We start from the raw sequence: 24449 nt of genomic DNA on the forward strand, positions 1-24449 counted from the left end.
AACACGCTGACTCATGGCCGAGCTGTCCTCGCAAACACTGCATATCGTCGCGCGCGAGCTGAACACGGAGCTCAACGAAGCCCGTGCCGCTCTCGAAACGTTCGGCGATCAGCAGGACAACGTCGCACTGCTGCGTCGCTGCGGCGAGCATCTGCACGCCGTGCATGGCGCATTGCGCGTCTCCGAAGTCTATGGCGCAGCGCTGCTCGCCGAGGAAATGGGCCAGGTCGTCAATTACCTGGTCGAGAACTTCGACGAGAAGCGTCATCTGGCTGAAGGCCTCGATGCGCTGATGCGCTCGATGGTCCAGCTCCCGACTTACCTGGAACGCGTATTGAGCGGCGGGCGCGACATGGCGCTTGTGCTGCTGCCGCTGCTGAACGACCTGCGTGCGGTCCGCGGTCATGCGTTGCTGTCCGAAGGCACGCTGCTGCTCCTGAACCTGAGCTCGGATCAGCAGGCGAGCCCGACTCCCGCCGTTCCCGGCGAAGCCGCGCTTTCTGTTTCGCAGTGGGCGCGCAAGCTGCGCACCCGCTTCCAGCTCGGCCTGCTCGGCTGGATCAAGGGCGAGCGTGTCGACCAGAACCTCGAAGTCCTGTCGCGTGCAGCCGAGCGGCTGGAACAGGTCGCGACGACGCAGCCTGTGTTCCAGTTGTGGTGGGTCGTCGGTGCGATTCTCGAAGCGATGCGCGACGGCGGCCTCGAAGGCAGCGCCTCGATCAAACGCCTGCTCGGCCAGGCGGATCGCGACATGCGTCGCCTGTACGAGCAGGGCGAGTCGCGCTATGCCGAAGCGCCTTCGCTCGAGCTGCTGAACAACCTTCTCTATTACGTTGCCCGCGCGAAGTCGTCGGGCCCGCGTGTGTCCGCCGTGCGTGCCTCGTTCCGTCTGAACGAGCTGCTCCCGGTCGACGATCAGGTCGAACAGGCCCGCGAAAGCCTCTCCGCTCCGTCCGTCAAACTGATGAAGACGGTCGCGGCAGCGATCAAGGAAGACCTCGGCCGCGTCAAGGATGCGCTCGATCTCTTCGTGCGCCGTGGCGGCACGCAGGTCGAAGAGCTCGCACCGCAGCTCGAGCTGCTCAAGAAGATCGGCGACACGCTCGGCGTGCTCGGTCTCGGCGAATTGCGCGACAAGGTGCAGGGTGAAACGACCGACCTGCAGTCGATCGTCGCGCAGCAGGCGCCCGTCAACGAGTCCGTGCTCCTGCGCATGGCGGCGACGCTGATCAAGGTCGAGGACAGTCTCGATGAACAGCTCGTCGGCATGATCGTGCCGACCGCGGAACCGCAGGGCGCTCCGCAGAAGCCCGCCGGTCAGGACGACATCGAGTTCCGCCAGGTCACCGAAGCGGTGCTGCGCGAATGTATCGTCAACATGGCGCGCATCAAGGAAGCGATCGCGCAGTCGATGGACCGCACGCGCGACGGCCAGTCGCTCGACCAGATTCCCGCGCTCGTTCGCGGCATCACCGCCGGTCTGCTCATGCTGGGCAAGACGCGTGCGGCCGAGATCATGGACGGCATCGACAAGGCGCTGGCGCAGTTCGTGCGCGCCGACGGCATGACGTTGCCCGCCGAGGCGGTGGATCGTCTCGCCGATGCGATCGTGGCGATCGAGTACTACATGGAAACGATCCAGGCCGGTCGCGCCGATCCCTGGTACATGCTCGACAACGCCGAGACGTGCATCAAGTATCTTGCCGAGACGCAGCCCGTGCCGCGCGCCGAGGCGTACAACTCGGTCGACCAGGCGCACACGATCGTCATCGAACCGCTGTCGCAGACGATTGCCGCGCCGACGGAACACGAGCGTACGGCTGTGCTGGATCGCTCCTCGCAAGTGCCGGCCGCGAAGCCTGCTCCGGCTCCGGTGGTCGCAAAGCCGGCCGCGCCGGTCGTTCCGCCGCCGCCCATCGTCAAGCCGACGGATCGGGAGATCGATCCGGAGTTCCTCGAGCTCTTCATCGAAGAGGCGAAGGACGAAATCGCGAAGCTCAAGAAACTCTTCCCGCTGTGGGACGAGAATCCGCAGGACCAGGATTCGCTGGTCAACATCCGCCGTTCGTTCCATACGCTGAAGGGCAGCGGCCGCATGGTCGGCGCGCAGCTCATCGGCGAGTTCGCATGGTCGATCGAGAACCTGCTGAACCGCGTCATCAACAAGACGCTCGACCGCACGCCGGACATGATGACGACGCTGCGTGCAGGTGTCGCCGCGGTCCCCGAACTGGTCGAACAGCTCGAAACCGGCCGCGCACCGGCCGCGGACATCGGGCACATCATGACGCAGGCGAACAACCTGTCTGGTGTGCGTCCGCCGTCCGCGCCCGCGCCGAAGGCTGCGCCGGCTCCGGCGGCTGCGCCGCCTGCAGCCCAGCCGACAGCCCAGTCGACTTCGAAGACGCCTGAAGTCGCGCAAAAAAAAACACTAGCGGTGGCGGCAATGGACCCCACGCTGCACGAAATCTACGCCAAGGAAACAGCGGGTCACCTCGCCACCATCCGTAAGTTCGTCGCAGCTTGCGAGCTGTCGACGGCGCCGTACGCGATCACCGAAGACCTGCACCGCTCCTGTCACACGCTGAGCGGCACCGCGAAAACCGCGGGTGCCAAACACGGCACGACGGTGGCCGAGCCGCTGAATCGCTATATCCGCAAGCTCTACGACAACTCCGCTGGTCTGCCGCCCGCGGGCCTGGCGGTGCTGAAGGATGCGGCCGCTGCCATTCAGCAGGTGGTCGACAACATCAACGAAGACACGATGTTCTTCCGCCATCACGGCCAGATCGTGAACCGGCTGCAGGATCTCGAACACGCGCTCGACCTGGAGATCACGCATCTCGGCGAGACGATGGACGTCGGCGCGGAAGCGACTCGCGCGATTCCGGTGCTCAAGGAAGTCGAGCCGGCACCCAGTGCGCCGTCAGCCAGCGCGCCGGCCAACGAAGAGTTTGTGACGATTCCCGACGACGATCCGGATGCCGTGACGAACGTATTCAACGAAGAGTCGTTCCCGTCGACCGCGCCGAAGCAGGAAACGGTCGAAGTCGAGATCATCGAGTTCCCGTCGACCGATGCCGGCGACCTGCAGGCGCTCGAGTGGAGCTACAAGAATTTCCCCGTCGAAGAACCGACCGTGTCGGCGCCACAGCTCGGCGCGACGGATTCGACGCAGACCGTCGAGGCGATCGTCTATGACGTGCCGCTCGATGCGGCAGCCGAAGGCGGCATCGTCGTCGAAGAGACCTCGGTCGTCGAAGAGATGGATCCCGCTGCTTCGTTCGACGAAGGCATCGTGGTCGAGGATATCGAAGGCATTGCGGAAACGAATCGCGTCCCGGTACTGATGCCGGATGCGGAGCCGCTGCCCGAACCGCCCGTTCTCGTCGCGGCAGTTGACGAAGAGATCCCCGCCGAGGAAGAGATCGTCATCGAGGTGGGTGAAATTCCGCTCACCGATTCAGACGTTTTGTTGCACGCCGACGATGCTGAAACCGTGCACACGGCGGCGTTGACGGTCGTGCCCCCGGCCAACGGGCCGGCGGAACCTGAGCCGACGCAGTTCGAGCCCGAAGAAGAGATCGTGCTCTCGGCACCCGAGCCAGAGCCCGAGCCGGAACCCGAGCCGGAACCCGCACCCGTCGTAGCGTTCACGCCTTCGCCCACGCCGGCTCCGAAGCCAGCTCCGGTCGTTGCCGCGCCGATCGCTGCGCCAGAGCCGGAAGTCGAAGAAGACGATGGCGATTTCGATCCGGACGTTGCCGCGATCTTCTCCGAGGAAGCCGCCGAGCTGCTCGAAACCGCGGAAAGCTCGCTGTCGTCGTGGTCACGTGATCGCGCCAACAAGGCACTGGTCTTCGAACTGAAGCGCGTCCTCCACACGTTGAAGGGCGGCGCCCGCATGGCCGGGATTCGCGCCATGGGCGATCTGAGCCACGAGCTCGAGACGCTGATGGAGCTCGTCGAAGCAGGCCAGGTCGCGGGCGATCAGCCTGTGTTCGATGCGCTGCAGACGAGCCTCGACACGCTGCACCGGATGCGCGACACCGTCAGCAACGGCGGCCGATGTGCGCGTCCGCGTGAGCTGATTTCGCGAATTCGAGTGCTGTCGGGTCATGAAAAGCCCGCCCCGGCCGCTGTGGCTCCGCCACCGCCGCCTCCTGTCGTCGAAGCGCCGCCGCCTGTTGTGAGTGCGCCGGTGGAGCAGGCGCCTGTCGCGTTCGCAGCAGTCGAGCCGGAACCCGAAGCGCCAGAACCCGAAGCGCCAGAACCCATCGTGAGCGCGCCGGAAGCGATCGACGAATCGATCGAGATCGAAGTGGAATTCGGTGCCGACGAACTCGGTGCCGCTGCGCCTCGTTCAGCGGTGCGCGTCGAAGAATCCATGCCTTCCGTTTCCCAGGCCGGGAGCTTCGACGTTGCAGCGGTCGCGCCGGAGCTGATGCCCGAGCCTGCCGCGCCGGAACCTGAACTGATTCCCGCGCCCGCGCTGCCGCCAGGTCGCGAGCCGCAGGTCCAGGAACGACAGGAATTCGCACGCGTCGACGCTGACCTGCTCGACACGCTGCTGAACAACGCTGGTGAAGTGAGCATCTTCCGCTCGCGCCTCGAACAGCAGGTGGGTTCGATCGAGTTCAACCTCGCCGAGCTCGGCCGCACGGTCATCCGTCTGAAGGATCAGCTGCGCAAGCTCGAGCTCGAGACCGAAGCGCAGATCCTGCATCGTCGCCAGGAAGAACAGCCGAATCGCGCCGACTTCGACCCGCTGGAGCTCGATCGCTACTCGACGATCCAGCAGCTCACGCGAGCCTTCGCCGAATCGGTGAGCGACGTGGGCAGTATCGAAGGACTGCTCGAAAACCTGACGCGCGAAGGTCAGAACCTGCTTCTGCAGCAGGCGCGTGTCGTTACCGAACTCCAGAACGGCCTGATGCGCACGCGCATGGTTCCGTTCCAGCGCCACGTGCAGCGCCTGAGCCGTCTCGTCCGCCAGGTTGCGACCGATGTCGGCAAGAAGGCCGAGCTCGTCGTGGTCGGCGCCGCCGGCGAGCTCGACCGTCAGGTGCTCGATCGCATGCTGCCGCCGTTCGAACACATGCTGCGCAACTCGATCGTGCACGGCATCGAAACGCCCGACGAGCGCCTCGCGAAGGGCAAGCCCGAAGGCGGCACGATCCGCGTCGGCCTGCACCGCGAAGGCGCCGAGATGGTCATCATCCTCGAGGACGACGGCCGCGGCATCGACGTGAATGCTGTTCGCGAACGCGCTCGTTCGCGTGGTCTGCTCGCGCCGGGTCGTGTGCTCACCGACGAAGAGGCGATGCAGCTCATTCTCGAACCGGGCTTCAGCACCGCAAGCTCGGTCACGCAGCACGCCGGTCGCGGCGTCGGCATGGACGTCGTGGTCACCGAGATCAAGAAGCTCGGCGGCGCGTTGTTCACCGAATCGCAGCCGGGCCAGGGCGTGAAATTCACGATCCGCCTGCCGTTCACGCTGGCGATCACGCAGGCATTGATCGTGCGCACGGGCGAAGAGCTGTATGCATTGCCGCTGCCGTCGGTCGAAGGCGTGGCGCGTGTGCCGCGCTCGGAGGTCGAGAAGCATCTCACCGAAGAGACGCCGACGTTCAGCTACGGCGGCCAGATCTATCGTTTCCAGCATCTCGGCGCGTTCGTCGGCGGCGGCGCCTCGACATTGCCGGACGGCGACGTGTCGGTTCCGCTGATCCTGATCCGGGCCGGCGAACATTCGACAGCAATCGTCCCGGATGAACTCGTCGGCAGCCGCGAGATGGTCGTCAAAGCCGTGGGTCCGCAGATCGCTACCATCCGCGGCATTTCCGGCGCCACGATCATGGGTGACGGCCGCATCGTCATCATTCTCGATATGGGCGCGCTGGTGCGCTCGGAGTGGCGCGGTCGCGAACAGATGGCCGGCCCGCGCGAAGATCGCCGCACGTTCGCGCTCGTGGTCGACGACTCGATCACCGTGCGCCGCGTGACGCAGCGACTTCTGGAACGCAACGGCATGCGCGTCATGACCGCGAAGGACGGCGTCGACGCTCTGTCGATCCTGCAGGAACACCTGCCGGACATCATCCTGCTCGACATCGAAATGCCTCGCATGGACGGCTACGAGCTCGCGACGCAGGTTCGCGCCGACGCTCGCCTCGCCGACATCCCGATCGTGATGATCACGTCGCGCACCGGCGAAAAGCATCGCGCCCGCGCGATCGAAATCGGCGTCAACGATTACCTCGGCAAGCCGTACCAGGAAAACCAGCTGCTCGATGCGATCGAGCCGCTCGTCGAGGCGCGGCGCAGGCATCGGAGGGTGTCATGAAACCAGCTGATCTGCCTGATTCCAGCGTTGCAGCATCGATCGATCGTGCCGCCTTTTCTCCAGCTCTGGCTAGCAAGCTAGCCGGCTAGCCAGCTAGCAGGCTTCCTATGAACCCCGAACTCGCCCACGAACTCTACAGCCTGCTCATCCCGCTCGGTCAGGAGCGACTGATCGTTCCGCGTGCGTGCGTCGCGGAAGTCATCACGTGGCAGGCGCCCGAGAAGATGGACGGAACGCCGCCGTGGTATCTCGGCACGATCCAGTGGAATGGTCGCCAGGTGCCCGTGATCTCTTTCGAAGCCGCGTGCGGCCAGAGCTACCCGCCGCCCGGCACCCGCACCCGTATCGTCGTTTTCGTTGCTCTGGGCAGCCACATCACGGGCGGCTACTTCGGCCTGGTGACGCAGGGCTTCCCGCAGCTCGTGCGCGTCAACGGCGACGTCGTCAAACCCGATCACAGCCGAAGCTTCTCGGACCACGGCCCGATCCTGTGCCAGGTGAGAATGCTGAACGAGTCGCCGCTGATTCCCGATTTCGAGCATCTCGAGCGGATGATCAGTGAGGAGACGAGGGCGGCATAGAAGAAGGCGATAGCGGATAGCGGATGGTGACTGGTCAGAACAACACGAGATTGGCCGTCCTGCGTCCGTTCTGACTAGTCACGATCCGCTATCCGCTATCTACTTCCTCACTGCAGATCCCCCCACAGTGCCTGCAGCACCGTCAGCGCCACCACCGCCGCTGTCTCAGTCCGGAGCACCCGTGGTCCCAGACGCACCGGCATGTAGCCGGCTTTCTGGGCGGCGGCGATCTCATCGTCGTCCAGGCCGCCTTCCGGGCCGATGAGCAGTTCCACTTTCGAGGGCAGGCTGGCGATGCCGGCTAGGGAGCCGGGCGCCGAGGGGCTCAGAACGAGTCGCATACCGTCCTTGCGGACGTTCGTGAAGTAGTCGCGCAGGCTGATCGGTGTGGTCACGGTCGGGACTTTGGAGCGTCCACATTGCTCGCAGGCGCCGACGACGATCGCGCGCCAGTGGGCCTGCTTCTTTGTTGCCTGCTTGTCGTCGAGCCTCACCACGCTGCGTGCGGTGAGCACTGGGGCGATGGCAGTTACACCCAGCTCCGTGGCCTTCTGCAGCGTCCAATCCATGCGCTCGCCGCGGGAGATACCCTGCACGAGCGTCACCCTCAGGGGCGACTCGCCCATACCCGGCGTCGATGTGCGCAACTGGACCATGACCTGGTCGCCCTCGACGGCGACGATTTCGGCCTGGTGGTCCGTGCCGCTGCCATCGAAGACGACCAGCGGTGCGCCGGGGCGCATGCGCAGGACCCGGGCGACGTGATAGGCCCCCGCGGACGACAACGGAATGGTTGCGCCCGCGGCCAGCGGCCCTTCGCAGTAGATTCGATTCAGTCTCATGAGCCCCCTTCGTTGGGCAAGCGCGTCCGGCGATCTGGTTCGAATTGTAGCGAACCCAAGCAAACGCCGTGCCCGCGGACAAGTACGGGGGACACAGCCGGTGCCGGGGTCACAGAGTAGACTGCGCCATCGCCGACGCCACGAACGTTGCTGTTGCCAATGACCGTATCGACAAGTCCAGGTTCCGTCGATCCCGGGAAGGGATTGCTGCTGAGCGCGCGGCAGGTGCCTTCACCGAATTGCGATGATCGGCCGCCGGGTACGGTGACGGATCTCATCGTCGTGCACGGGATCAGTCTGCCGCCGGGCGAATACGGCGGACCGTGGATCGACATGCTCTTCACCAATCAGCTGCCGCCCGATCGGCATCCCTATTTCGCAACCGTGGCGGAGCTGCGAGTGTCCTCGCATTTGCTGATTCGCCGCGACGGCGAGCGCGTGCAGTACGTGCCATTCCATCGGCGTGCGTGGCACGCCGGTGCGTCGAACTACCGGGGCCGCGAACGCTGCAACGACTTCTCCATCGGAATCGAGCTCGAGGGCAGCGACGACACGGCGTACGAGCCGGAGCAATACCACGCTTTGAGTGAAGTGATCGCACAGCTCTGCGCCGCCTATCCCGCGCTTTCACGCGAACGCGTCACGGGCCACAGCGACATCGCGCCGGGCCGCAAGACCGATCCCGGTCTCTTCTTCGACTGGCCGCGACTCAGGGCCATGCTGGCCGCCAATGAACGATGGGCGTCGGTCGGCTGATGGTCACGGCACTCGTTCGTATGCGCGCAGGGACAAGAGCGTCCGTGATGCTCCTGTTGAACCTGCTGTTCGTCGCGACGGTGCAGGCTGCGCCAGCGAAACAGGTGGTGAGTCTCGCGCCGAATCTCACCGAGATAGCATTCGCGGCAGGAGCGGGCAGCCGCATCGTCGCGACGGTCGAGTTCAGCGACTATCCGGAAGCGGCGAAAAAAATCCCGCGGATCGGCGATGCGTTCCGTTTCGACTACGAGCGCATCCTCGCGCTCCAGCCCGATGCGGTTCTCGCATGGGAGCCGGGAACACCTGCCGAAGTCGTTGAGAGGCTGCGCGCCCTCAAGCTGCGTGTCGTGACCATCCGCACGCAGCATTTGCAGGACATTGCAGTCGCGGTGCGCGAAATCGGCAGGATCGCCGGCACGGAATCCGTGGCGAACCCCGTCGCGGATGATTTCGAGCGCGGCATCGGGCGGCTGCGTGCCGAATATGGTCGTCGCGAGATCGTCGACGTGTTCCTGCAGATCAACGATCAGCCGCTCTACACGGTGAACGGACGGCAGATCATGAGCGAGCTGGTGGAGATCTGCGGTGGCCGCAACGTGTTCGGCGCGTTGAACGATCTCGCGCCCCAGGTGGGCGTGGAGGCCGTGATCGCTGCCAATCCGGGCGCGATCATTTCGACCGGCTCGGCCGATTCGCCTGGATATACGCAGTGGCAGCGCTGGCGCCAGATGCGGGCGGTCAGTGCCGGCAATCTCTTCCTTCTGCCGCCCGAGGAGATAGCTAGATCGACGCCACGGCTCGTCGCCGGCGGCGAGAAGATGTGTCGCACTCTCCAGACGGCTCGCGAACGCCTGTCCCGTTCGAATTAGAATGCCCGCGCCCACGCGCGAGCCCTGCAGAAGAAGTTCCGTACCCTTATGAGTCGATCCACAGCGGCGTTGATTGCCCTGAGCGTGTATGGCGCCGTCCTGGTCGCCATCGCGTTGTGGGGTGGGCGGCGCACGCACAACGGCAACGATTTCTTTCTGGCCAGCCGCCGTCTCAATGCGTGGCTCGTCGGATTCAGCCACACGGCGAATGCGACGCCGGCATGGCTGCTGCTCGCCTTCGGTGGATCGGCTTTCGCCTGGGGCCTGTCGGCGATCTGGATCTGGGGCGCGGTCGTCGCGGGCTACCTGCTCAACGGTTTCTACGTTGCCCCTCGGTTGCGTCAGCTCGCAGTGGGGCAGGGTTCGCTCACGCTCACCCAGGTGCTGAGTGCGGATGGCGGCGATCGCTTGCAGCCGCTGATCATTCGCTCCGCGGCACTCATTCTTTCGATCGCACTGCTGCTCGAAGTCAGTGCGGTGCTGCATCTCGCGAGCAGCGTGTTCGCAGAGAACCTCGGCTTCGATGTCACCAGCAGTTGCATCACTGCCGTCGCCGCAATCGTCATCTTCGCGCTCGTCGGCGGCTTCTGGGCGCTCAGTCTCAGCGACGTCGTCCAGATCGGCGTGTTGCTGGTCGTTGTCGTCATCGTGCCGCTGCTCGCTCTGGCGGTGACCGATGGTCGTGAGCAGATGGAGATCGGCTTCCAGGCACTCGGGCCGGCAACCACGGATTGGTTCGGCGGCAAGACCGGTGTCGTCGCGCTGGCCTTCGTGCTCGGCGTGAGCGGGCTTGGCTTCGAGCTCACCGGCCAGGCGCACGCGCTGAACCGGTTCATGGCGGCGCGCGATGAGGTGACCCTGCGACGGGCGCGCTGGATTTCGGTTGCTTCGGTTGCGGCGCTGCTCGGTGTGACGCTGATCGCCGGCTGGACAGCGAGCGTCGTTTACGCCGGTCTCGAACAGCCCGAGCGCGCCGTCTTCGTCGTGATCGATCGCGTTCTGCCGCCGGGTCTGGCCGCGGTCATCATTGCGCTCGTGCTCGGGGTGGTGTTGATGGGCATGGGGAATCGTCTGCTCGTGCTCGCATCGTGTCTCTCGGCCGATATGAAGCGCGCAGTGTCGCCGCTCTCCTTTGCATGGGCGCGAGTCGTGCTCGTGTTCTACGCAATCGTCGCTCTGTGCCTCGCGCTCTATGGCGGCGAGAGCCTCCTGAATCGCGCGATGTTCGCGTTCACCGCAATGGGCGCTGCGTTCGGTCCACTGCTCCTCGTTCGATTGACCGGCAAGCGCGTGCGGCCCGGCTCAACGCTGGGCGCGATGTGGGCCGGATTCGTTCTCACGCTGCTTTTCCACGTGCTCCCCGACGCGCCTGGAGATTTCCTGGAGCGCGTGTTCCCGTTCGTGGCCGCGCTCGGCATTGCGCTGACCGGGGGTGAGCGGCGGCGAAATCCGGATCGCGCGGATCGGTCGCAGGAGACGGTGCATGACAGGGTGCCAATCTAAGAAGCTGTTAGCCGGCTAGCCGTTAGCTGGTAGCCAGAAGAGGAGAAGAGATGGCTCGGGGGAAGCAAGGCCGGCGGCAGGCCAAGACGTCGTCGAAGAAAGCGAAGGCGAAGTCTTCCTCTACATCTGCAGCGAAGCAATCTGCAGCCGTCACTTCTGCCAACGATATCCCCGGGCGGATTCTCGCGGCTGTGCGCAGGATTCCGCGCGGCAAGGTTTGCTCTTATGGAGATGTTGCGGACGTTGCCGGATTGCCGCGACGTGCGCGGCTCGTGGGGACGGTGTTGCGTCAGACGCCGGCGTCGCGTGATCTGCCGTGGTTTCGCGTGATCAACGCCGGGGGGCGGATTTCCTTTCCGGCGGGGAGTGATGCTTACAAGCGTCAGCGAAGCAAGCTGGAAGCCGAAGGTGTCGTCTTCATCGGCGGCCGGGTGGACCTGAAGAAGTACGGCTGGCCGTCGCGCGAAGCGGAGCTGGATGAGTTGTTGTGGAAGATGGACTGAGAGGCTGTGGGCCGCCATGTCATTCCCGCGAAGGCGGGAATCCATCCGGAGCAAGGCATGGACTCCCGCGTGCGCGGGAGTGACGGGATTGTCTCTGGCCGGCTCCTCCAGCTGCTCTCACTTCACCGGCTGCGCCACATTCCAGTCAACGAACAATCTGTTGAGCGCGTGGCCAAGCTCCTCGACCGTGTTTGGCTTGAGGATCACTTCGCGAATTCCGCACTGGCGTGCGGTCTCGCGATCCTCCGCCCGAACGTAGCCCGAGGTCAGGAGCACTGGCAGATCTGAACGGGCTGCCAGTGCCGCACGCGCGAGATCGAAACCGGACATCGTGTGCATCGACAGGTCGGTGACCACGACATCGATGCTCAGCGGATCGTTTCGGATCGCCGCGAGCGCCTTCGCCGGATCGGTATAGCCGAACACGGAATAGCCCAGGCGTTCGAGCACGCGGGTGACGAGGAAAACCAACGCTTCCTCATCGTCGACGTAGAGCACGCGCTGTCCCTGGCCGCGAAGCGGACCGGACCTTTCGGCTTCGGCAGGCCGTACGGTCGCACTTGCGGTCGGGAAATAGATTTCGAACTTCGTGCCCGCCCCTGGCGCGCTATCCACGACGATCGCACCGCCGAGGTTCTGCACGATGCCATGCACGACGGAAAGGCCGAGGCCCGTGGCCTTGCCGATCGGCTTCGTCGTGAAGAAGGGATCGAAGATTCTTTCGAGCGTCGCTGCATCCATGCCGGCGCCGTCGTCGCGCAACGTGAGGCGCGCGTAGTCGCCTGGCGGCAATCCTTCCAGCGACTGAGCATCGAGTGTCGCCCGCTCCAGGGTCACTTCGATCAGCCCCGCGCGCGGTTCGATCGCGTGCGTTGCGTTCGTCGCGAGATTGGTCACGATCTGATGAATCTGCACCGCGTCGAGTGCCACGGGTAGCGCTTCATCGCAGAGCTTCGTGCGGATCTCGATGGTGCCCGGCACGGTGGGGCGGATGAGTCGCAACGCTTCTTCCACGATGGGACGCAGCGCGGCAACCTCCCGTCGTGGCTCCTGCTGCCGGCTGAAAGTGAGAATTCGGCGCACGAGATCGGCAGCCCGCGAGCTTGCGCGATCGATCTCGCCCAGGCTGTGCTGGACCGGGTGGTTCTGCGGCAGGTCCGCCATCGCCAGGCGGGTGTTGCCGCTGATCGCGAGCAGGATGTTGTTGAAGTCATGCGCGATTCCGCCCGCGAGCGTCGCGAGTGCTTCCATCTTCTGCGAGCGGACGTGAGCTTCCTCTGCGCGCTTCTCGGCGGTGACGTCGACGAAGATGCCGACTAGCCGGCCTGCTTCGCGCCATTCCGGCCGTTGCACGCCGATTCGCACCGCGATCCATTGCAGGGCCCCGTCCGGGCGCACCGTGCGGAATTCGATCCCCTGCGAGACCTTCGTTTCGATGTAGCGATCGAAGGATTCGGCGACTCTGCAGCGATCGTCGGCATGAACGAATTGCAGCGCCGTCTCGACCGGCTGCGGCATGGCTTCGCCCGGCAACCGCCCCCAGAGCACCGTTGCCGCGTCGTCCCACCACATGTTTCCTGCTTCGGGGTCCCAGCTCCAGGTGCCCATCCGGCCGCCCTCGAGCGTGGCCGTGAGTCGCATCGTGGATTCGCGCAGAGACTGTTCCATCTCCTTGCGCTCGGTGATGTCGATCAGCGTCGCCAGCGTGTGCTTCTCGCTGTGCAGGTCCATCGTGTGCAGGAAACAGAGGCCATGGCCCTGCGAGCCGTCGCGTCGAGCGAATGAGATTTCATGCTGCACATTCGAGCCGCTCGCGCTGTCCGCGAGGAGGCCCAGCGGCGGCGTGAACTGCAGCGTGTGGATTCCCTTACCGACGAGCTCGTGCCGGCGGTAGCCCAGCATCCGCAGGCAGGCGTCGTTGATTTCGACGAGCGCACCATCCGCATGGCGAACGATCACGTTGCCGACGGGGCTTACATGGAAGGCGTCGCGAAAACGCTCGTCTGAAGGGATCGGAGGTCGGTCCATGATTCAGTCATGTTGTTGTTATGTCATCAGGACTCGTGCGCGTCCTGACCATTCTGCCGCGCGCCGACAAGGGGCTGTATCGGTGAATGGATGAATCGGCTACGGGTGAGAGCGAATGCCGGCTTTCCCCCTGCGTGCGCTTCTCCGGATTGACTGCAGGCGACTAACCCGTTTTCCCGGCGGCCGCCGTTGATTCGAAGCATACGAGGCGCGCGGTGCGTCCGGTCCGGAGAATCCAATGAAGGTATTTGCCCACAAGTGCACGATTGTGACCGCGACGGCCCTGCTGAGCGCCTGCGCCGCACAAAGGGACGGGGAGCGCGAAGCCCAGGTCCAGAAGCCGGCCGAGGCAGCTGAGGCCAACGTCGTCGTCCTGTCGAACCCGATCACGCCGCCTCCTGTGGCCATCGACATCCCCGCGCCGTCGAATGCCCCGGTCGCGCAGGCCGAGGCTACGGCCGCGATACGCACCGAGGTCGCCTACGACCAGGCGCGCAAGATGTCCTTCGCGCCGATCATGGCGCCGCCTCCGTTCGCGCAGCCCGCCAACACCGAACAGTACGAGCATCACAGCGACAACCCGGTGCATCGCGCGGCGGAGCAGCCGGTTTCGACGTTCTCGATCGACGTGGACACAGGCGCCTACGCAAACGTTCGTCGCTTCCTCAACGACGGTCAGATGCCGCCCCAGGACGCGGTGCGCGTCGAGGAGATGATCAACTACTTCGACTACCAGTATTCGCCGCCGGATAGCCGCGCCACACCGTTCAAGGTCGCGACCGAGCTGACGCACGCGCCGTGGAACGATCAGGCCTGGCTGCTGCGTATCGGTATCAAAGGGTTCGAGGTCTCGGCGAGCGAACGGCCGCCGGCGAATCTCGTGTTCCTCATCGACGTCTCCGGTTCGATGCAGTCGCCGGACAAGCTGCCGCTGCTCAAGAACGCATTCCGCCTGCTGACGGATCAGCTCACCGCGCGCGACCGCGTTTCGATGGTGGTCTATGCCGGCAGCTCCGGCGTCGTTCTCGAACCCACGCCCGGCGACCAGAAACACAAGATCCGCGAGGCGATCGATCGCCTGGAGGCGGGCGGCTCGACGAACGGCGCCGAGGGTATCGAACGCGCATACCAGCTCGCGAAATCGGCGCACGTCGCCAAGGGCATCAATCGCGTCGTGCTCGCGACCGATGGCGACTTCAACGTCGGTGTCGTGGACTTCGAGGCGCTGGTGGACATGGCGGAGAGACAGCGTGCCTCGGGAGTTGCACTCACCACGCTCGGCTTCGGCACGGGCAACTACAACGACAAGCTGCTCGAACGGCTCGCGGACGCGGGCAACGGCAACTACTCGTATGTCGACTCACTCTCGGAGGCGCGGAAGGTGCTGGTCTCTGAACTGTCGTCGACGCTGTTCACGATCGCCAAGGACGTGAAGATCCAGGTGGAGTTCAATCCCGCCGAAGTTGCCGAGTATCGGCTCATCGGCTACGAGAACCGCATGCTCGCGCGGGAAGACTTCAACAACGACAAGGTCGACGCCGGCGACATCGGTGCGGGTCATCGCATCACGGCGCTCTATGAAATCGTGCCTGCGGGAGCCAAAGGCCGTGTCGACGATCTGCGCTATGCGCCGGCCGCGACGAAGCCGACGGCGGGCCGGGGTGAGATTGCCAACGTCCGCCTGCGCTACAAGCTCCCGGACGGCGAGACGAGCAAGCTGCTGGAATACCCGATTGCACGGGCATCGCTGGTGGCAGCCGATCGGATGTCACCCGACTTGCGCTTCGCTGCGAGCGTTGCCGCGTTTGGCCAGGTGCTGCGCGGCGGGAAGTACACGGGCGAATTCGGCTATCGCGATATAGAGTCGCTCGCCAAAGCCGGCCTCGGCGACGATCCGGAAGGGTATCGTCGGGAGTTCGTGTCACTGGTCAAGCTCGCCCAGGCGTTGACGCCCGGCGAGGCGACGCAGAAGGTCGGGCAGGTCAATCGATAGCGTGTAGACGGGCGGTACAGGCAGGGGTGTAAAGTGTCGGAACAAACGGCCGGGTTGCGCGGCCCAAGGAAAGACACAGCACAACTGCCTGCCGCATCGTGAGTACGGACCTGAAGGACATTGCTGTCGATCGCATGAGCGCCGTCGGTGAAGCGACGAGGACCGCGCCGCTTGCGCGCGTTGCATCATTCGCGGCCGCGCCGGCGCAGCCCGGAGTGTCGGCGGTCGAGCCCGACGACACGGCTCTGATGCTGCGGTATCGCGACGGCGATGCGCGGGCGTTCGAGATTCTGTATGGACGGCACAAGGGTGCGTTGTATCGGTACCTGCAGCGCCTGTGCCGCGACCCGGACATCGCCAACGATCTTTTCCAGGAGGTCTGGGGCAAGGTCATCGCGAGCCGCGAACGCTATGAGCCGCGCGCACAGTTCAATACATTCCTGTTCCGGGTTGCGCACAACTGCGCCGTCGACTATTTCCGTCGTGCCGGGCGCCAGCACCTCGGCCGCATGGATGACGTGGATGAACTGGAGGAAGGGTTGCCCGACAACTCGATTCCACAACCCGATGCGCAGGTATCGGAGAGCGAAGTGCGGGCATCCTTCAAGCAGGCTCTCGAGCAATTGCCCGAAGAGCAGCGCGAAGCGTTCCTGCTGTATGAGGAGACAGGCCTCAGCCTCGAGGAAATCGGAAAGATTACGGGCGTCGCAATGGAGACGGCCAAGAGCCGGCTGCGCTATGCGTTGCGGAAGTTGCGGGCAGCGCTGCAGCACCATCGCGGCGGCGTCGAACAGAGTGTCGAATCGTGACCACGCCGTCTGAAGACAAACTCCTCGACGAGTACCTGAGCGGCAAGTCTCAGGTCTCGCAGCACTATCGCGGTCTCGATACCGACGAAGTGCCTGCGCATCTCGACGAGCGCATCCTGGCACAGGCACGCGCCGGTGTTGCTGCGCCTGTCGATGAGCTCGCAGGCGTGAGAGAAAAGCGTCGCCGTCTCATGCGCTGGAGCATCCCCGCGGCGCTGGCAGCGTCCGCGCTGCTGGTCGTGTCGATCGTGATTCGCACCGGCACACACAACGAATTCGAGCTCGCCCCCGGGGGTGCGCCGCCGGCCAGTCCGATGGCAAAACCCGAAGCTGCCAAAGCAGCTGAGAACAGCGTGGTCCTGATCACGCCGCCGCGCGATGCGACGACCGAATCGCCCGTATTGGTGCCGAGAGGGCTGAACCAGGCGCGGGCGCAGCGTGCTGAGCAGAGCATCACTGCCCACGCGGAACGCGCCCGCGAAGCGATCTACGATGAGCCATTGGCAATCACTGCGCCCGCGCCAACTGCCGCACCGGCCGAAGTGCCGTCGGCGCCGCCACCAGCGGTAGAGGCGCGCGAACGGGAATATGCCGTGAGCGCTGAGCGGGCTCTCGCGGATCAGCAACTCGCCGCCGCCGCTCAAGATGCGGCGGCGAGGCAGTCGGTCGCGGCAAGCGCAGGTCAGGAGATGGCGTTCAAGCGCACTGCTCAGCCTGCGCCGGCGCCTGCATTTGCGTCGCCGGCATCGTCCGACGCGCTGGTGCGAGAACACACTCCGGATACTTGGCTCGAGCACATCCGGCAGTTGCGCCGGGATGGCAAGCAGGAGGAAGCCGACAAGGAGTGGCGCTCGTTCCGCGAGAAGTATCCCGATCACGTCGTGAGCGAAACGGATCTGGCGCGCGGCAAGCCCTGACGGCCGGGTTCCGGCCCTCATCCGCCGATCGGCCGCCTTCATCCCGTATTCGCGGTCGCGCATCGCAAAGTCCCGTCCTCGGTTCGCGTGCCCTCTAAAGTCGTCTCCCGAAATGGAGGTCGACAATGAATGCCATCCAAGCAGTCCTGTGGGGTGCGATCGCTCTTGCTCTGGGAACAGGGCCGGCGGGAGCTGTTGATTCGAAGGCAGCAGCGGACGGCCCGCAGTACACGTCGACAGGCGAGTTGCTGCGACCGGAAAACTATCGCGAGTGGGCGTTGATTGGCACCGGCGTGGGAATGTTGTACGGACCGGCGCGCGACAAGGTGCCATCCGGCAATCGCGCGTTCACCAATGTGTTCGTCAATCCAGCGTCGTATCGCGCTTTCCTTCAGACCGGGGCATGGCCCGACAAGACGCTTTTCGTTCTCGAGATCCGGCGCTCCGAAGTGGTCAACCAGGCGAAGGAGGGCGCGAACGGACTCTTCCAGGGCGACATCATCGGCATCGAAGCCGAGGTGAAGGACGAAGGCAGATTCCCTGGCAAATGGGCGTTCTTCAACCTGAGCATGCGGGAACCCGCCGGCCCGCTGATCCCGACATCGGCGTCGTGCTATTCGTGCCATGAACAGAACGCCGCGGTCGAAAATACCTTCACGCAGTTCTATCCCGTGCTGCGCGATGTCGCGAAACAAAAGGGCACCTTCCGGAAGGTCGCGGAGGTATTCTGACCGGCACCTCGAGGGGTTCGCCTTGCTGCAGAAGTATCCGATCGACAAGTCGCTGCCGGCGGAAATCTCGACGGCGGCGTCGCAGTTGCTTCAGTACCAGCGACGACCGGTCTTCAGCTGGTCGTGGTGGTGGCGGCGCCTGCTGTACTTCGGACCGATCGCCGTCATCTTCGCGATCTCCGACGGCAACAGTCATGGCATGTTCGCGCGCGATGCGATGCAGGGGCTTCTGGTCGCATGGCACTACGCCGTCGAAGCGCTCGTGTTCGTTGGCGGCGGAACGCTGCTGGCCACCGGCATACGCCACCTCGCGACGCGAGAAAGACTCGAAGGACTGCTGCTCATAGCGGCTGTGATCGCCGGATTCTTTCTCTGGGACGCGGCGGATCATTGGGCGGACAACTATCACCACAGATTGATGTGCGCCATCAATGGCGGCGAATGCGAGCCTGTCCACAAGCCGATCGACAGTACGCTGCTCGGCGCAGTCATGCAGTTGTCGGTGCCCGCCGGGTTTTATTTTCTGTTCGGCGGCGGTGTTGCGCTCATCTCCTACGGGCGAGAGCGCCGGGGATGGGCGGAGCTGCAGCGGCGTCGCGAACGCGAAGGACTGGAGCTGCGTGCAAAGGAAGCGGATGCCCGGCTCGCGATTCTCCAGGCGCAGGTCGAGCCGCATTTTCTTTTCAACACGCTCGCGTCCCTGCGCTCGCTGGTTCGAACGGAGCCCGAGCGCGCCGAAGCCACGATCGACGCGCTCGTCACGCACTTGCGGGCTACGTTGCCACGCATCAGGGAAGGCGCTGTCGAGCCGCAGTCCACCCTGGCCCAGCAGCTCGACATCTGCCGCAGCTACCTGGAAGTGATGCGTGTACGCATGGGAACGCGCCTGCGCTACGAGATCAATTCGCCTGAGGCGATCTCCGACAAGCCGTTTCCACCCCTCATGCTGCTGCTGCTCGTGGAGAATGCGATCAAACACGGCGTCGAGCCGGATCCCGGCGCGCATGCCGTCGTCGTCGATGCGCAGGCGCTTTCTCTCGACGGGCGCCATTTTCTGCAAGTGACCGTGACCGATGACGGAGCGGGCCTGCGCGAAGGATTGAGCGCCGGAGTGGGCCTCGCGAACGTTCGAGCGCAGTTGTCGCTACGGTATGGCGCCGATGGCGTCCTCGATCTGCGCAATGCTGAAATCAGGGGTTCCGTTGCAACGTTGCGCATTCCGCTCGAATCGAAGCGCACATGAAGATACCCACGGCTGTGGTCGCGGAGGACGAGGCGCCGCAACACGCAGAGCTGTGTCGTCTGCTCGGTGCTCTGTGGCCGGAGCTGCGCGTCATTGCGAGTTGCGAAGACGGCCTCACCGCACTCGAAGCATTGCACGAGCATCAGCCGGACGTCGCTTTTCTAGACATCCGGATGCCCGGCGTAAGCGGATTGGAGGTCGCTCGCGGGGCGCCGCGCACGACTCACATAGTATTCACGACTGCCCATGATGAATATGCGATCGAGGCATTCGAGCGGGGTGCGATCGACTACCTGCTGAAGCCGATCTCGCGTGAAAGACTGGAGCTGTCGTTGCAGCGATTGCGCGAGCGGCTCGCGGCTGGCGATCCCGCGGACATGAGCGCCGCGCTCGCAATGCTCAAAGCCGGTCCTTCACGCGCACAGAATCGAATCCGCTGGATCACTGCGACGATCGGCAACACGACCCGGATGTTTCCCATCGAAGACGTTCTGTTCTTCCGCGCGCAGGACAAGTACACGCGTGTCGTTACTGCCGGTGATGAAGCACAGATCCGCATGCCGCTGAAGGAACTCATCGGCGTGCTGGATCCGGACGAGTTCTGGCAAGTCCATCGAAGCGCGATCGTGCGCGCCGCCGCGATCCATTCAGTGCGACGCCAGGACGACGGCAAGTGGCTGCTGAAGCTGAAGGGCCACGGCGAGGAGCTGCCGGTCAGCAGCGTGTTCCAGCACCAGTTCCGGGGAATGTAGCGGCGATCGGCTGGGCCGCGGGCCTAGGGCGCCGCGATCCGCGGAATGTAGAGTTTGATCGTCGTGCCCTGGTCCGGCGCACTGTCGACCCGAATGAACCCGCCCGCGCGGGAGATGATCTGGTCCACGATCGCGAGCCCGAGCCCCGTGCCGTTCTCGCCTTTCGTCGTGAAGAAGGGTTTGAAGATATTCGCGCGCGTGGTTTCGTCCATGCCGCAGCCGGTGTCCGTTACCCTGATCAGGACGAACGTGCCGGTGTCACCGTCCGGATCTTCGATCTCGGCATCTTCCGCGCTGATGGTCAGTTCTCCGCCGGACGGCATCGCGTCCCGCGCGTTCAGCACCAGGTTGAGCAGCGTCCGTTCGAGTTGGGCGGAGTCGATGAAGATGCGGCTCACCGGACGACCCAGTTCGCTCGTGAGGCGGATGCGATTGCTGACGAGGACCTGCAGCATGCTGTGCATCGAGAGGATGATCTTGGTCGCATCGACCACGCGCGGCGACAGCGGTGTGTCCTTGCCGAACGACATGACTTCCTGCGTGAGATTATTGCCCCGCTGAAGGATCTCGACGATCCGCTGCGAATACCGGTCGGCATCGGGCGGCAGCGACGGCAGGCGCCGGATCAGTTCCGCGAACCCCATCGCGGCACCGAGGATTCCGCGGAAATCGTGCGCGATCCCCGCGGCCATCCGGCCGACGGCCTCCATCCGATGCACTTCCATCAGATGCGTTTCATACGCATGCAATGCGGCGCGGGCCGTCACCCGCTCGTGCTCCTGGTAGAGGCGGGCGATGTTGTCCGCGACCGAGCTGGCGAAGTCGGATTCAGCGCCGGTCCATTCCCGAACGCCGCCGATATGCTCATGACACACGACGCCGACGACCTGGCCTTCGAGGTAGATCGGGGCATCGAGCATCGAAGTGATGCCGAGCGGCTTCAGGTACGACTCGTTGAGTTCGTGCGTGAGCTCGGAAGCGCTCGCATCAGCCGCGGGCAGCGTACGCCGCGCATGCAGCGCATCGAAGTAGCCGGGGAAATCCTCCGCGCGCAGAATGGCCCCCTGGAACTCCGCGTTCCTCGACCGCTGAAACAGGTAGCGGCAGCGAAGCGCGCGACCCTCATCGAGCAACACCCACACACCGATCCGGTCGATGCTCAGCGCTTCGACGACGATCTTTGCCAGTTGCAGCCAGGTTTCGCGCAGCGAGCCGCCGGAGGTGGCATGCAGGCGGGCGAGCTGCAGTCGGGCCTGTTCGAACAATCGGGTCTGCCCGAAGACCGGCGCGGATCCAGGTTCCATGGGTGCGCTCTTGGCGGCCGTGCGATCAGGTGTGTCCATTAATGCCCGACTCTACGCTGCGGCCGTGGGTTCGGCCAATAGCGGAATCGCGCCGGCCAACGGTGCGATCCCCAGGGCTGCGACGTAACACGGCCGACATCGGGCCGGTTAGAATCAGCCCCCCGACACAGCCAGAGAAAATGCATCGTGATGGAGCGTGCGATTGAGAAGTTGTTGTTCGCCAGCCGCTGGATCCTGGCGCCCGTTTACCTTGGCATGTCGCTGGCGCTATTCGCCCTGGGCATCAAGTTCTTCACGGAGGTGTATCACCTCCTGCACACGATCATGGTGGTCACCGAAGCCGACCTCGTGCTGCGCCTGCTGGCCCTCGTCGACCTGGTGCTCGTCGGCAGCCTGATCGTGATGGTGATGTTCTCGGGCTACGAGAACTTCGTGTCCAAGATCGACGTCAAGGACGGCGGCGACAATCTCGGCTGGCTCGGCAAGCTCGATGCGAGCAGCCTCAAGCTGAAAGTGGCCGCGTCGATCGTCGCCATCTCCTCGATCCACCTGCTGCGCGCGTTCATGGGCATCGGCGGGGATCCCACCAAGGTGTTCGGCGAACCCGAACAGGACCGGCTCATGTGGTTCGTCATCATCCATCTGACGTTCGTGATTTCAGCCGTGATGATGGGCGTGCTCGACAAGATATCGTTCGCCAGCCACCGGGATGCGGAGCATTGATCTACTCCCTCGCCAACCGCCAGATCGAAACGCACGGCGACGACTACTTCGTCGCGCCTAGTGCGGATGTGATCGGCAGCGTGCGTCTCGGTCGCTGGGCGAGCGTCTGGTTCAACGCCGTGCTTCGCGGTGACAACGACTGGATCGAGATCGGCGACGGGACGAACGTGCAGGACGGCACAGTGATGCACACCGACTCGGGCGTACCGCTGATCGTCGGTGCCAATACGACGATCGGTCACAAGGCCTTCCTGCATGCCTGCCGCGTTGGCGATCATTCGCTGATCGCCAACGGCGCGATGATTCTCGATGGCGCCACGATCGGCAGCTACAGCATCGTCGCCGCCGGCGCTTTCGTGCCTCCGCGCAAGACGATTCCCGACGGCGTCGTTGTGATGGGCAATCCCGCGCAGGTCGTGCGCGAGATCACGGAGAAGGATCGATACCTGCTGCAGCACGCGGCGCTGCATTATCAGGACAATGCGAAGCGATACAGGACGGAGCTGGTCGTCCGTTGATCAGGTGATCACACCCTGTCACGCACCCACGGTTCTCTGCTCAGGCTTCTCGCCTTCCGCGAAAAACTCCAGCGATATCGAGTTCAGACAATGTCTCTGATGCGTCGGCGGCGGACCATCGTCGAAGACGTGGCCGAGGTGCGCGTCGCAGCGCGCGCAGCGAATCTCCGTGCGGATCATGCCGTGGCTGCGGTCGACGATTTCTCGGATGTGAGCCGGATCGAACGGCTGATAGAAACTCGGCCAGCCCGTGCCCGATTCGAACTTCGAATCTGCCTTGTAGAGCGGCAGGCCGCACAAGCGGCACGCGTAAACTCCGGACTTCTTGTTGCCCAATAGCGTGCCGCAGAAGGGCCGCTCAGTGCCCTGGTGCAGGATCACGTGACGCTCTTCCGGCGTGAAGCCGGCTGCGTGCTTATCGCGGTCGGCGTCGGTGAATGGGCGCAGATCGTAGCCGCTAGCGGAGACGGTCGGGGCTGGCATGGCGTCGTTCCTGGGGGAGAGGGGATGACGTCAGTATGAGGGCCGCGATCCGGCTCTCAAGCCCCCGCCACCGGTCACTTGCCCTGGGCTCTCAACTTGCTGTGGTGATAGCCATAGAAGCCGTAGATCGAGAAGCCGATCACCGACCAGATGGCGAGTCGCCACCAGGTGTCGAGCGGCAGGAAGGCCATCATGGTGGCGCAGATGAGCGCGCCGAGGATGCAGGTCACCGGAGCGAAGGGAACACGGAAGGGGCGCGGGATGTCCGGTTTGGTGTATCGCAGGATGAGCACGCCGATGCAGACGCACGTGAATGCCAGCAGGATGCCGATGGAGATCAGTTCGCCCAGCACATCGAGCGGGAACAGGCCGGCGAAGATGGCGGCGATGACGACGGCGGCGGCAGTAGCTACGTGCGGCGTGCGATAGACGGGGTGCACCTTCTTCCACGACGGTGGCAGCAGTCCGTCGTCGGCCATCGCGAGGAAGATGCGCGGCTGTCCGAGCAGCGACATCAGGATGACCGAGGTCATGCCGACGATCGCGCCGGTCGTCACCAGGATGTTCAGCCATGCCAGCTGCGGATGCGCGTCGAGCGCCACAGCCACTGGCGCATCCACGTCGAGCTGCGTGTACGGCACCATGCCCGTGAGCACTGCGCTCATCGCGATGTACAGCACTGCGGAGATGACGAGCGCACCGAGGATGCCCAGCGGGACGTCGCGTTGCGGATTGCGTGCCTCGCGCGCGGCCGTGGACGCGGTGTCGAAACCGATGTACGAGAAGAAGATGATCGCGGCTCCCTGGAAAACGCCGCTCCAGCCGAACTCGCCGCGGGTGCCGGTGTTCTCCGGCAGGTAGGGGTGCCAGTTCGCGGTGTCGACATAGCTCATGCCCGCGAGGATGAACACGACGATGATGCCGACCTTGATGAACACCATGAAATTGTTGAGCGTCGCGGATTCCTTCACGCCGACGTAACAGACCCAGCCCAGCGCCAGCACGATGAGCACAGCTGGCATGTTGACGATGGCGCCCGTGGCGCCGAGCCGGCCGCTCTCGGTCTTCGCGAACGGAGCGTTGGACAGTACGTCAGGAAGATGGATGCCGATCTTGCCGAGCAGATTGACCACGTATGCGGACCAGCCGACAGCAACCGCTGAGGCCGACAACATGTACTCGAGCGACAGGTTCCAGCCGATGAACCAGGCGATGGCTTCGCCGAGCGTCGCGTAGGAGTAGGTGTACGCGCTTCCGGATACCGGGATCATCGCCGCGAATTCGGCGTAGCAGATGGCCGCGAGGGCGGACCCGATGGCCGCGATCAGCAGCGCGATCGTGAGCGCCGGGCCCGCGTGATTGGCGGCCACCGTGCCCGTGAGGATGAAAATGCCCGTGCCGATCGTCGCGCCGAGGCCGATCGCCGTCAGGGACCGTGCCGTCAGTACGCGATTCAACGGCGGCGCCGAGTTCAGGTCGCTGACGATGGAGTCGACGGAGCGGACCGCGAACAGGCGGCTCAGCAGGCTGGGCATTGCAGACCTCATT

General features: G+C 64.5%; 19 protein-coding genes. 14 read left to right on the forward strand and 5 right to left on the reverse strand.

Annotated elements, in window-relative coordinates; genetic code table 11:
* Positions 1 to 13 precede the first annotated feature (13 nt).
* Together HNQ60_RS18220 and HNQ60_RS18225 are read left to right on the forward strand one after the other, a co-directional pair.
* Positions 14 to 6346 carry a hybrid sensor histidine kinase/response regulator gene (locus HNQ60_RS18220; protein ID WP_184334196.1) on the forward strand — a complete coding sequence of 2111 codons (6333 nt, stop codon included), beginning with the start codon at positions 14 to 16 and terminating at the stop codon, positions 6344 to 6346.
* 107 nt (positions 6347 to 6453) lie between these two features.
* Positions 6454 to 6927 (forward strand): chemotaxis protein CheW, encoded by a 474-nt coding sequence (locus tag HNQ60_RS18225; RefSeq protein ID WP_184334197.1) that lies wholly within the window; start codon positions 6454 to 6456, stop codon positions 6925 to 6927.
* 107 nt (positions 6928 to 7034) lie between these two features.
* Here HNQ60_RS18225 and HNQ60_RS18230 read toward each other — a convergent pair whose 3' ends face one another.
* A complete protein-coding gene (locus tag HNQ60_RS18230; protein WP_184334198.1) occupies positions 7035 to 7769 on the reverse strand; it encodes a 16S rRNA (uracil(1498)-N(3))-methyltransferase in 735 nt (244 codons plus the stop codon).
* 159 nt (positions 7770 to 7928) lie between these two features.
* Here HNQ60_RS18230 and ampD point away from each other — a divergent pair, with 159 nt between their 5' ends.
* The 4 genes from ampD to HNQ60_RS18250 are packed head-to-tail and all read left to right on the forward strand — an operon-like array spanning position 7929 to position 11400.
* Positions 7929 to 8525: a 1,6-anhydro-N-acetylmuramyl-L-alanine amidase AmpD gene (gene ampD, locus HNQ60_RS18235; protein WP_184334199.1), complete on the forward strand. Its 597-nt coding sequence runs from the start codon at positions 7929 to 7931 to the stop codon at positions 8523 to 8525.
* 47 nt (positions 8526 to 8572) lie between these two features.
* Positions 8573 to 9394, forward strand: coding sequence for a cobalamin-binding protein (locus HNQ60_RS18240; protein WP_246433705.1), 822 nt, complete (start codon positions 8573 to 8575; stop codon positions 9392 to 9394).
* A 48-nt stretch (positions 9395 to 9442) separates the two neighbouring features.
* The gene (locus tag HNQ60_RS18245) at positions 9443 to 10897 is read left to right on the forward strand and encodes a sodium:solute symporter family transporter (RefSeq protein ID WP_184334201.1); all 1455 of its coding nucleotides are present in this window, start codon (positions 9443 to 9445) and stop codon (positions 10895 to 10897) included.
* Between the two features lie 50 nt (positions 10898 to 10947).
* A complete protein-coding gene (locus HNQ60_RS18250) occupies positions 10948 to 11400 on the forward strand; it encodes an MGMT family protein (RefSeq protein ID WP_184334202.1) in 453 nt (150 codons plus the stop codon).
* A gap of 117 nt (positions 11401 to 11517) precedes the next feature.
* Here the strand turns inward: HNQ60_RS18250 and HNQ60_RS18255 are convergent, their stop codons facing one another.
* Entirely contained in the window at positions 11518 to 13428 is a 1911-nt protein-coding gene (locus HNQ60_RS18255) for a hybrid sensor histidine kinase/response regulator (protein WP_184334203.1), read from the reverse strand.
* A gap of 238 nt (positions 13429 to 13666) precedes the next feature.
* Between HNQ60_RS18255 and HNQ60_RS18260 the strand changes: the two genes are divergently transcribed.
* From HNQ60_RS18260 to HNQ60_RS18285, 6 genes are all read left to right on the forward strand, one after another.
* Complete coding sequence (locus HNQ60_RS18260; RefSeq protein WP_184334204.1) at positions 13667 to 15421, forward strand: vWA domain-containing protein; 1755 nt, start codon at positions 13667 to 13669, stop codon at positions 15419 to 15421.
* Positions 15422 to 15519: 98 nt separating this feature from the next.
* Positions 15520 to 16230, forward strand: a complete 711-nt coding sequence (locus HNQ60_RS18265) for an RNA polymerase sigma factor (RefSeq protein WP_221304276.1) — start codon at positions 15520 to 15522, stop codon at positions 16228 to 16230.
* A complete protein-coding gene (locus HNQ60_RS18270; RefSeq protein WP_184334205.1) occupies positions 16227 to 17147 on the forward strand; it encodes a hypothetical protein in 921 nt (306 codons plus the stop codon). Before HNQ60_RS18265 ends, HNQ60_RS18270 begins: the two co-directional genes overlap by 4 nt.
* 125 nt (positions 17148 to 17272) lie before the next feature.
* Positions 17273 to 17878: a cytochrome P460 family protein gene (locus HNQ60_RS18275; RefSeq protein ID WP_184334206.1), complete on the forward strand. Its 606-nt coding sequence runs from the start codon at positions 17273 to 17275 to the stop codon at positions 17876 to 17878.
* A 22-nt stretch (positions 17879 to 17900) separates the two neighbouring features.
* The gene (locus tag HNQ60_RS18280; protein ID WP_184334207.1) at positions 17901 to 19121 is read left to right on the forward strand and encodes a sensor histidine kinase; all 1221 of its coding nucleotides are present in this window, start codon (positions 17901 to 17903) and stop codon (positions 19119 to 19121) included.
* Positions 19118 to 19873, forward strand: coding sequence for a LytR/AlgR family response regulator transcription factor (locus HNQ60_RS18285; RefSeq protein ID WP_221304277.1), 756 nt, complete (start codon positions 19118 to 19120; stop codon positions 19871 to 19873). The genes HNQ60_RS18280 and HNQ60_RS18285 overlap by 4 nt, the downstream gene beginning before the upstream one ends.
* A gap of 23 nt (positions 19874 to 19896) precedes the next feature.
* Here the strand turns inward: HNQ60_RS18285 and HNQ60_RS18290 are convergent, their stop codons facing one another.
* Positions 19897 to 21177 carry an ATP-binding protein gene (locus tag HNQ60_RS18290; RefSeq protein WP_184334208.1) on the reverse strand — a complete coding sequence of 427 codons (1281 nt, stop codon included), beginning with the start codon at positions 21175 to 21177 and terminating at the stop codon, positions 19897 to 19899.
* A gap of 189 nt (positions 21178 to 21366) precedes the next feature.
* Here HNQ60_RS18290 and HNQ60_RS18295 point away from each other — a divergent pair, with 189 nt between their 5' ends.
* Both HNQ60_RS18295 and HNQ60_RS18300 read left to right on the forward strand, forming a co-directional pair.
* Positions 21367 to 21900, forward strand: coding sequence for a TIGR00645 family protein (locus HNQ60_RS18295; protein ID WP_184334209.1), 534 nt, complete (start codon positions 21367 to 21369; stop codon positions 21898 to 21900).
* Positions 21897 to 22418 (forward strand): gamma carbonic anhydrase family protein, encoded by a 522-nt coding sequence (locus HNQ60_RS18300; protein ID WP_184334210.1) that lies wholly within the window; start codon positions 21897 to 21899, stop codon positions 22416 to 22418. Before HNQ60_RS18295 ends, HNQ60_RS18300 begins: the two co-directional genes overlap by 4 nt.
* Before the next feature lie 18 nt (positions 22419 to 22436).
* Here HNQ60_RS18300 and msrB read toward each other — a convergent pair whose 3' ends face one another.
* Both msrB and HNQ60_RS18310 read right to left on the reverse strand, forming a co-directional pair.
* A complete protein-coding gene (gene msrB / locus HNQ60_RS18305) occupies positions 22437 to 22901 on the reverse strand; it encodes a peptide-methionine (R)-S-oxide reductase MsrB (RefSeq protein ID WP_184334211.1) in 465 nt (154 codons plus the stop codon).
* A gap of 74 nt (positions 22902 to 22975) precedes the next feature.
* Entirely contained in the window at positions 22976 to 24436 is a 1461-nt protein-coding gene (locus HNQ60_RS18310) for an amino acid permease (RefSeq protein ID WP_221304278.1), read from the reverse strand.
* Positions 24437 to 24449 lie beyond the last annotated feature (13 nt).

It is taken from the genome of Povalibacter uvarum (assembly GCF_014202975.1).
Taxonomy (GTDB): domain Bacteria; phylum Pseudomonadota; class Gammaproteobacteria; order Steroidobacterales; family Steroidobacteraceae; genus Steroidobacter; species Steroidobacter uvarum.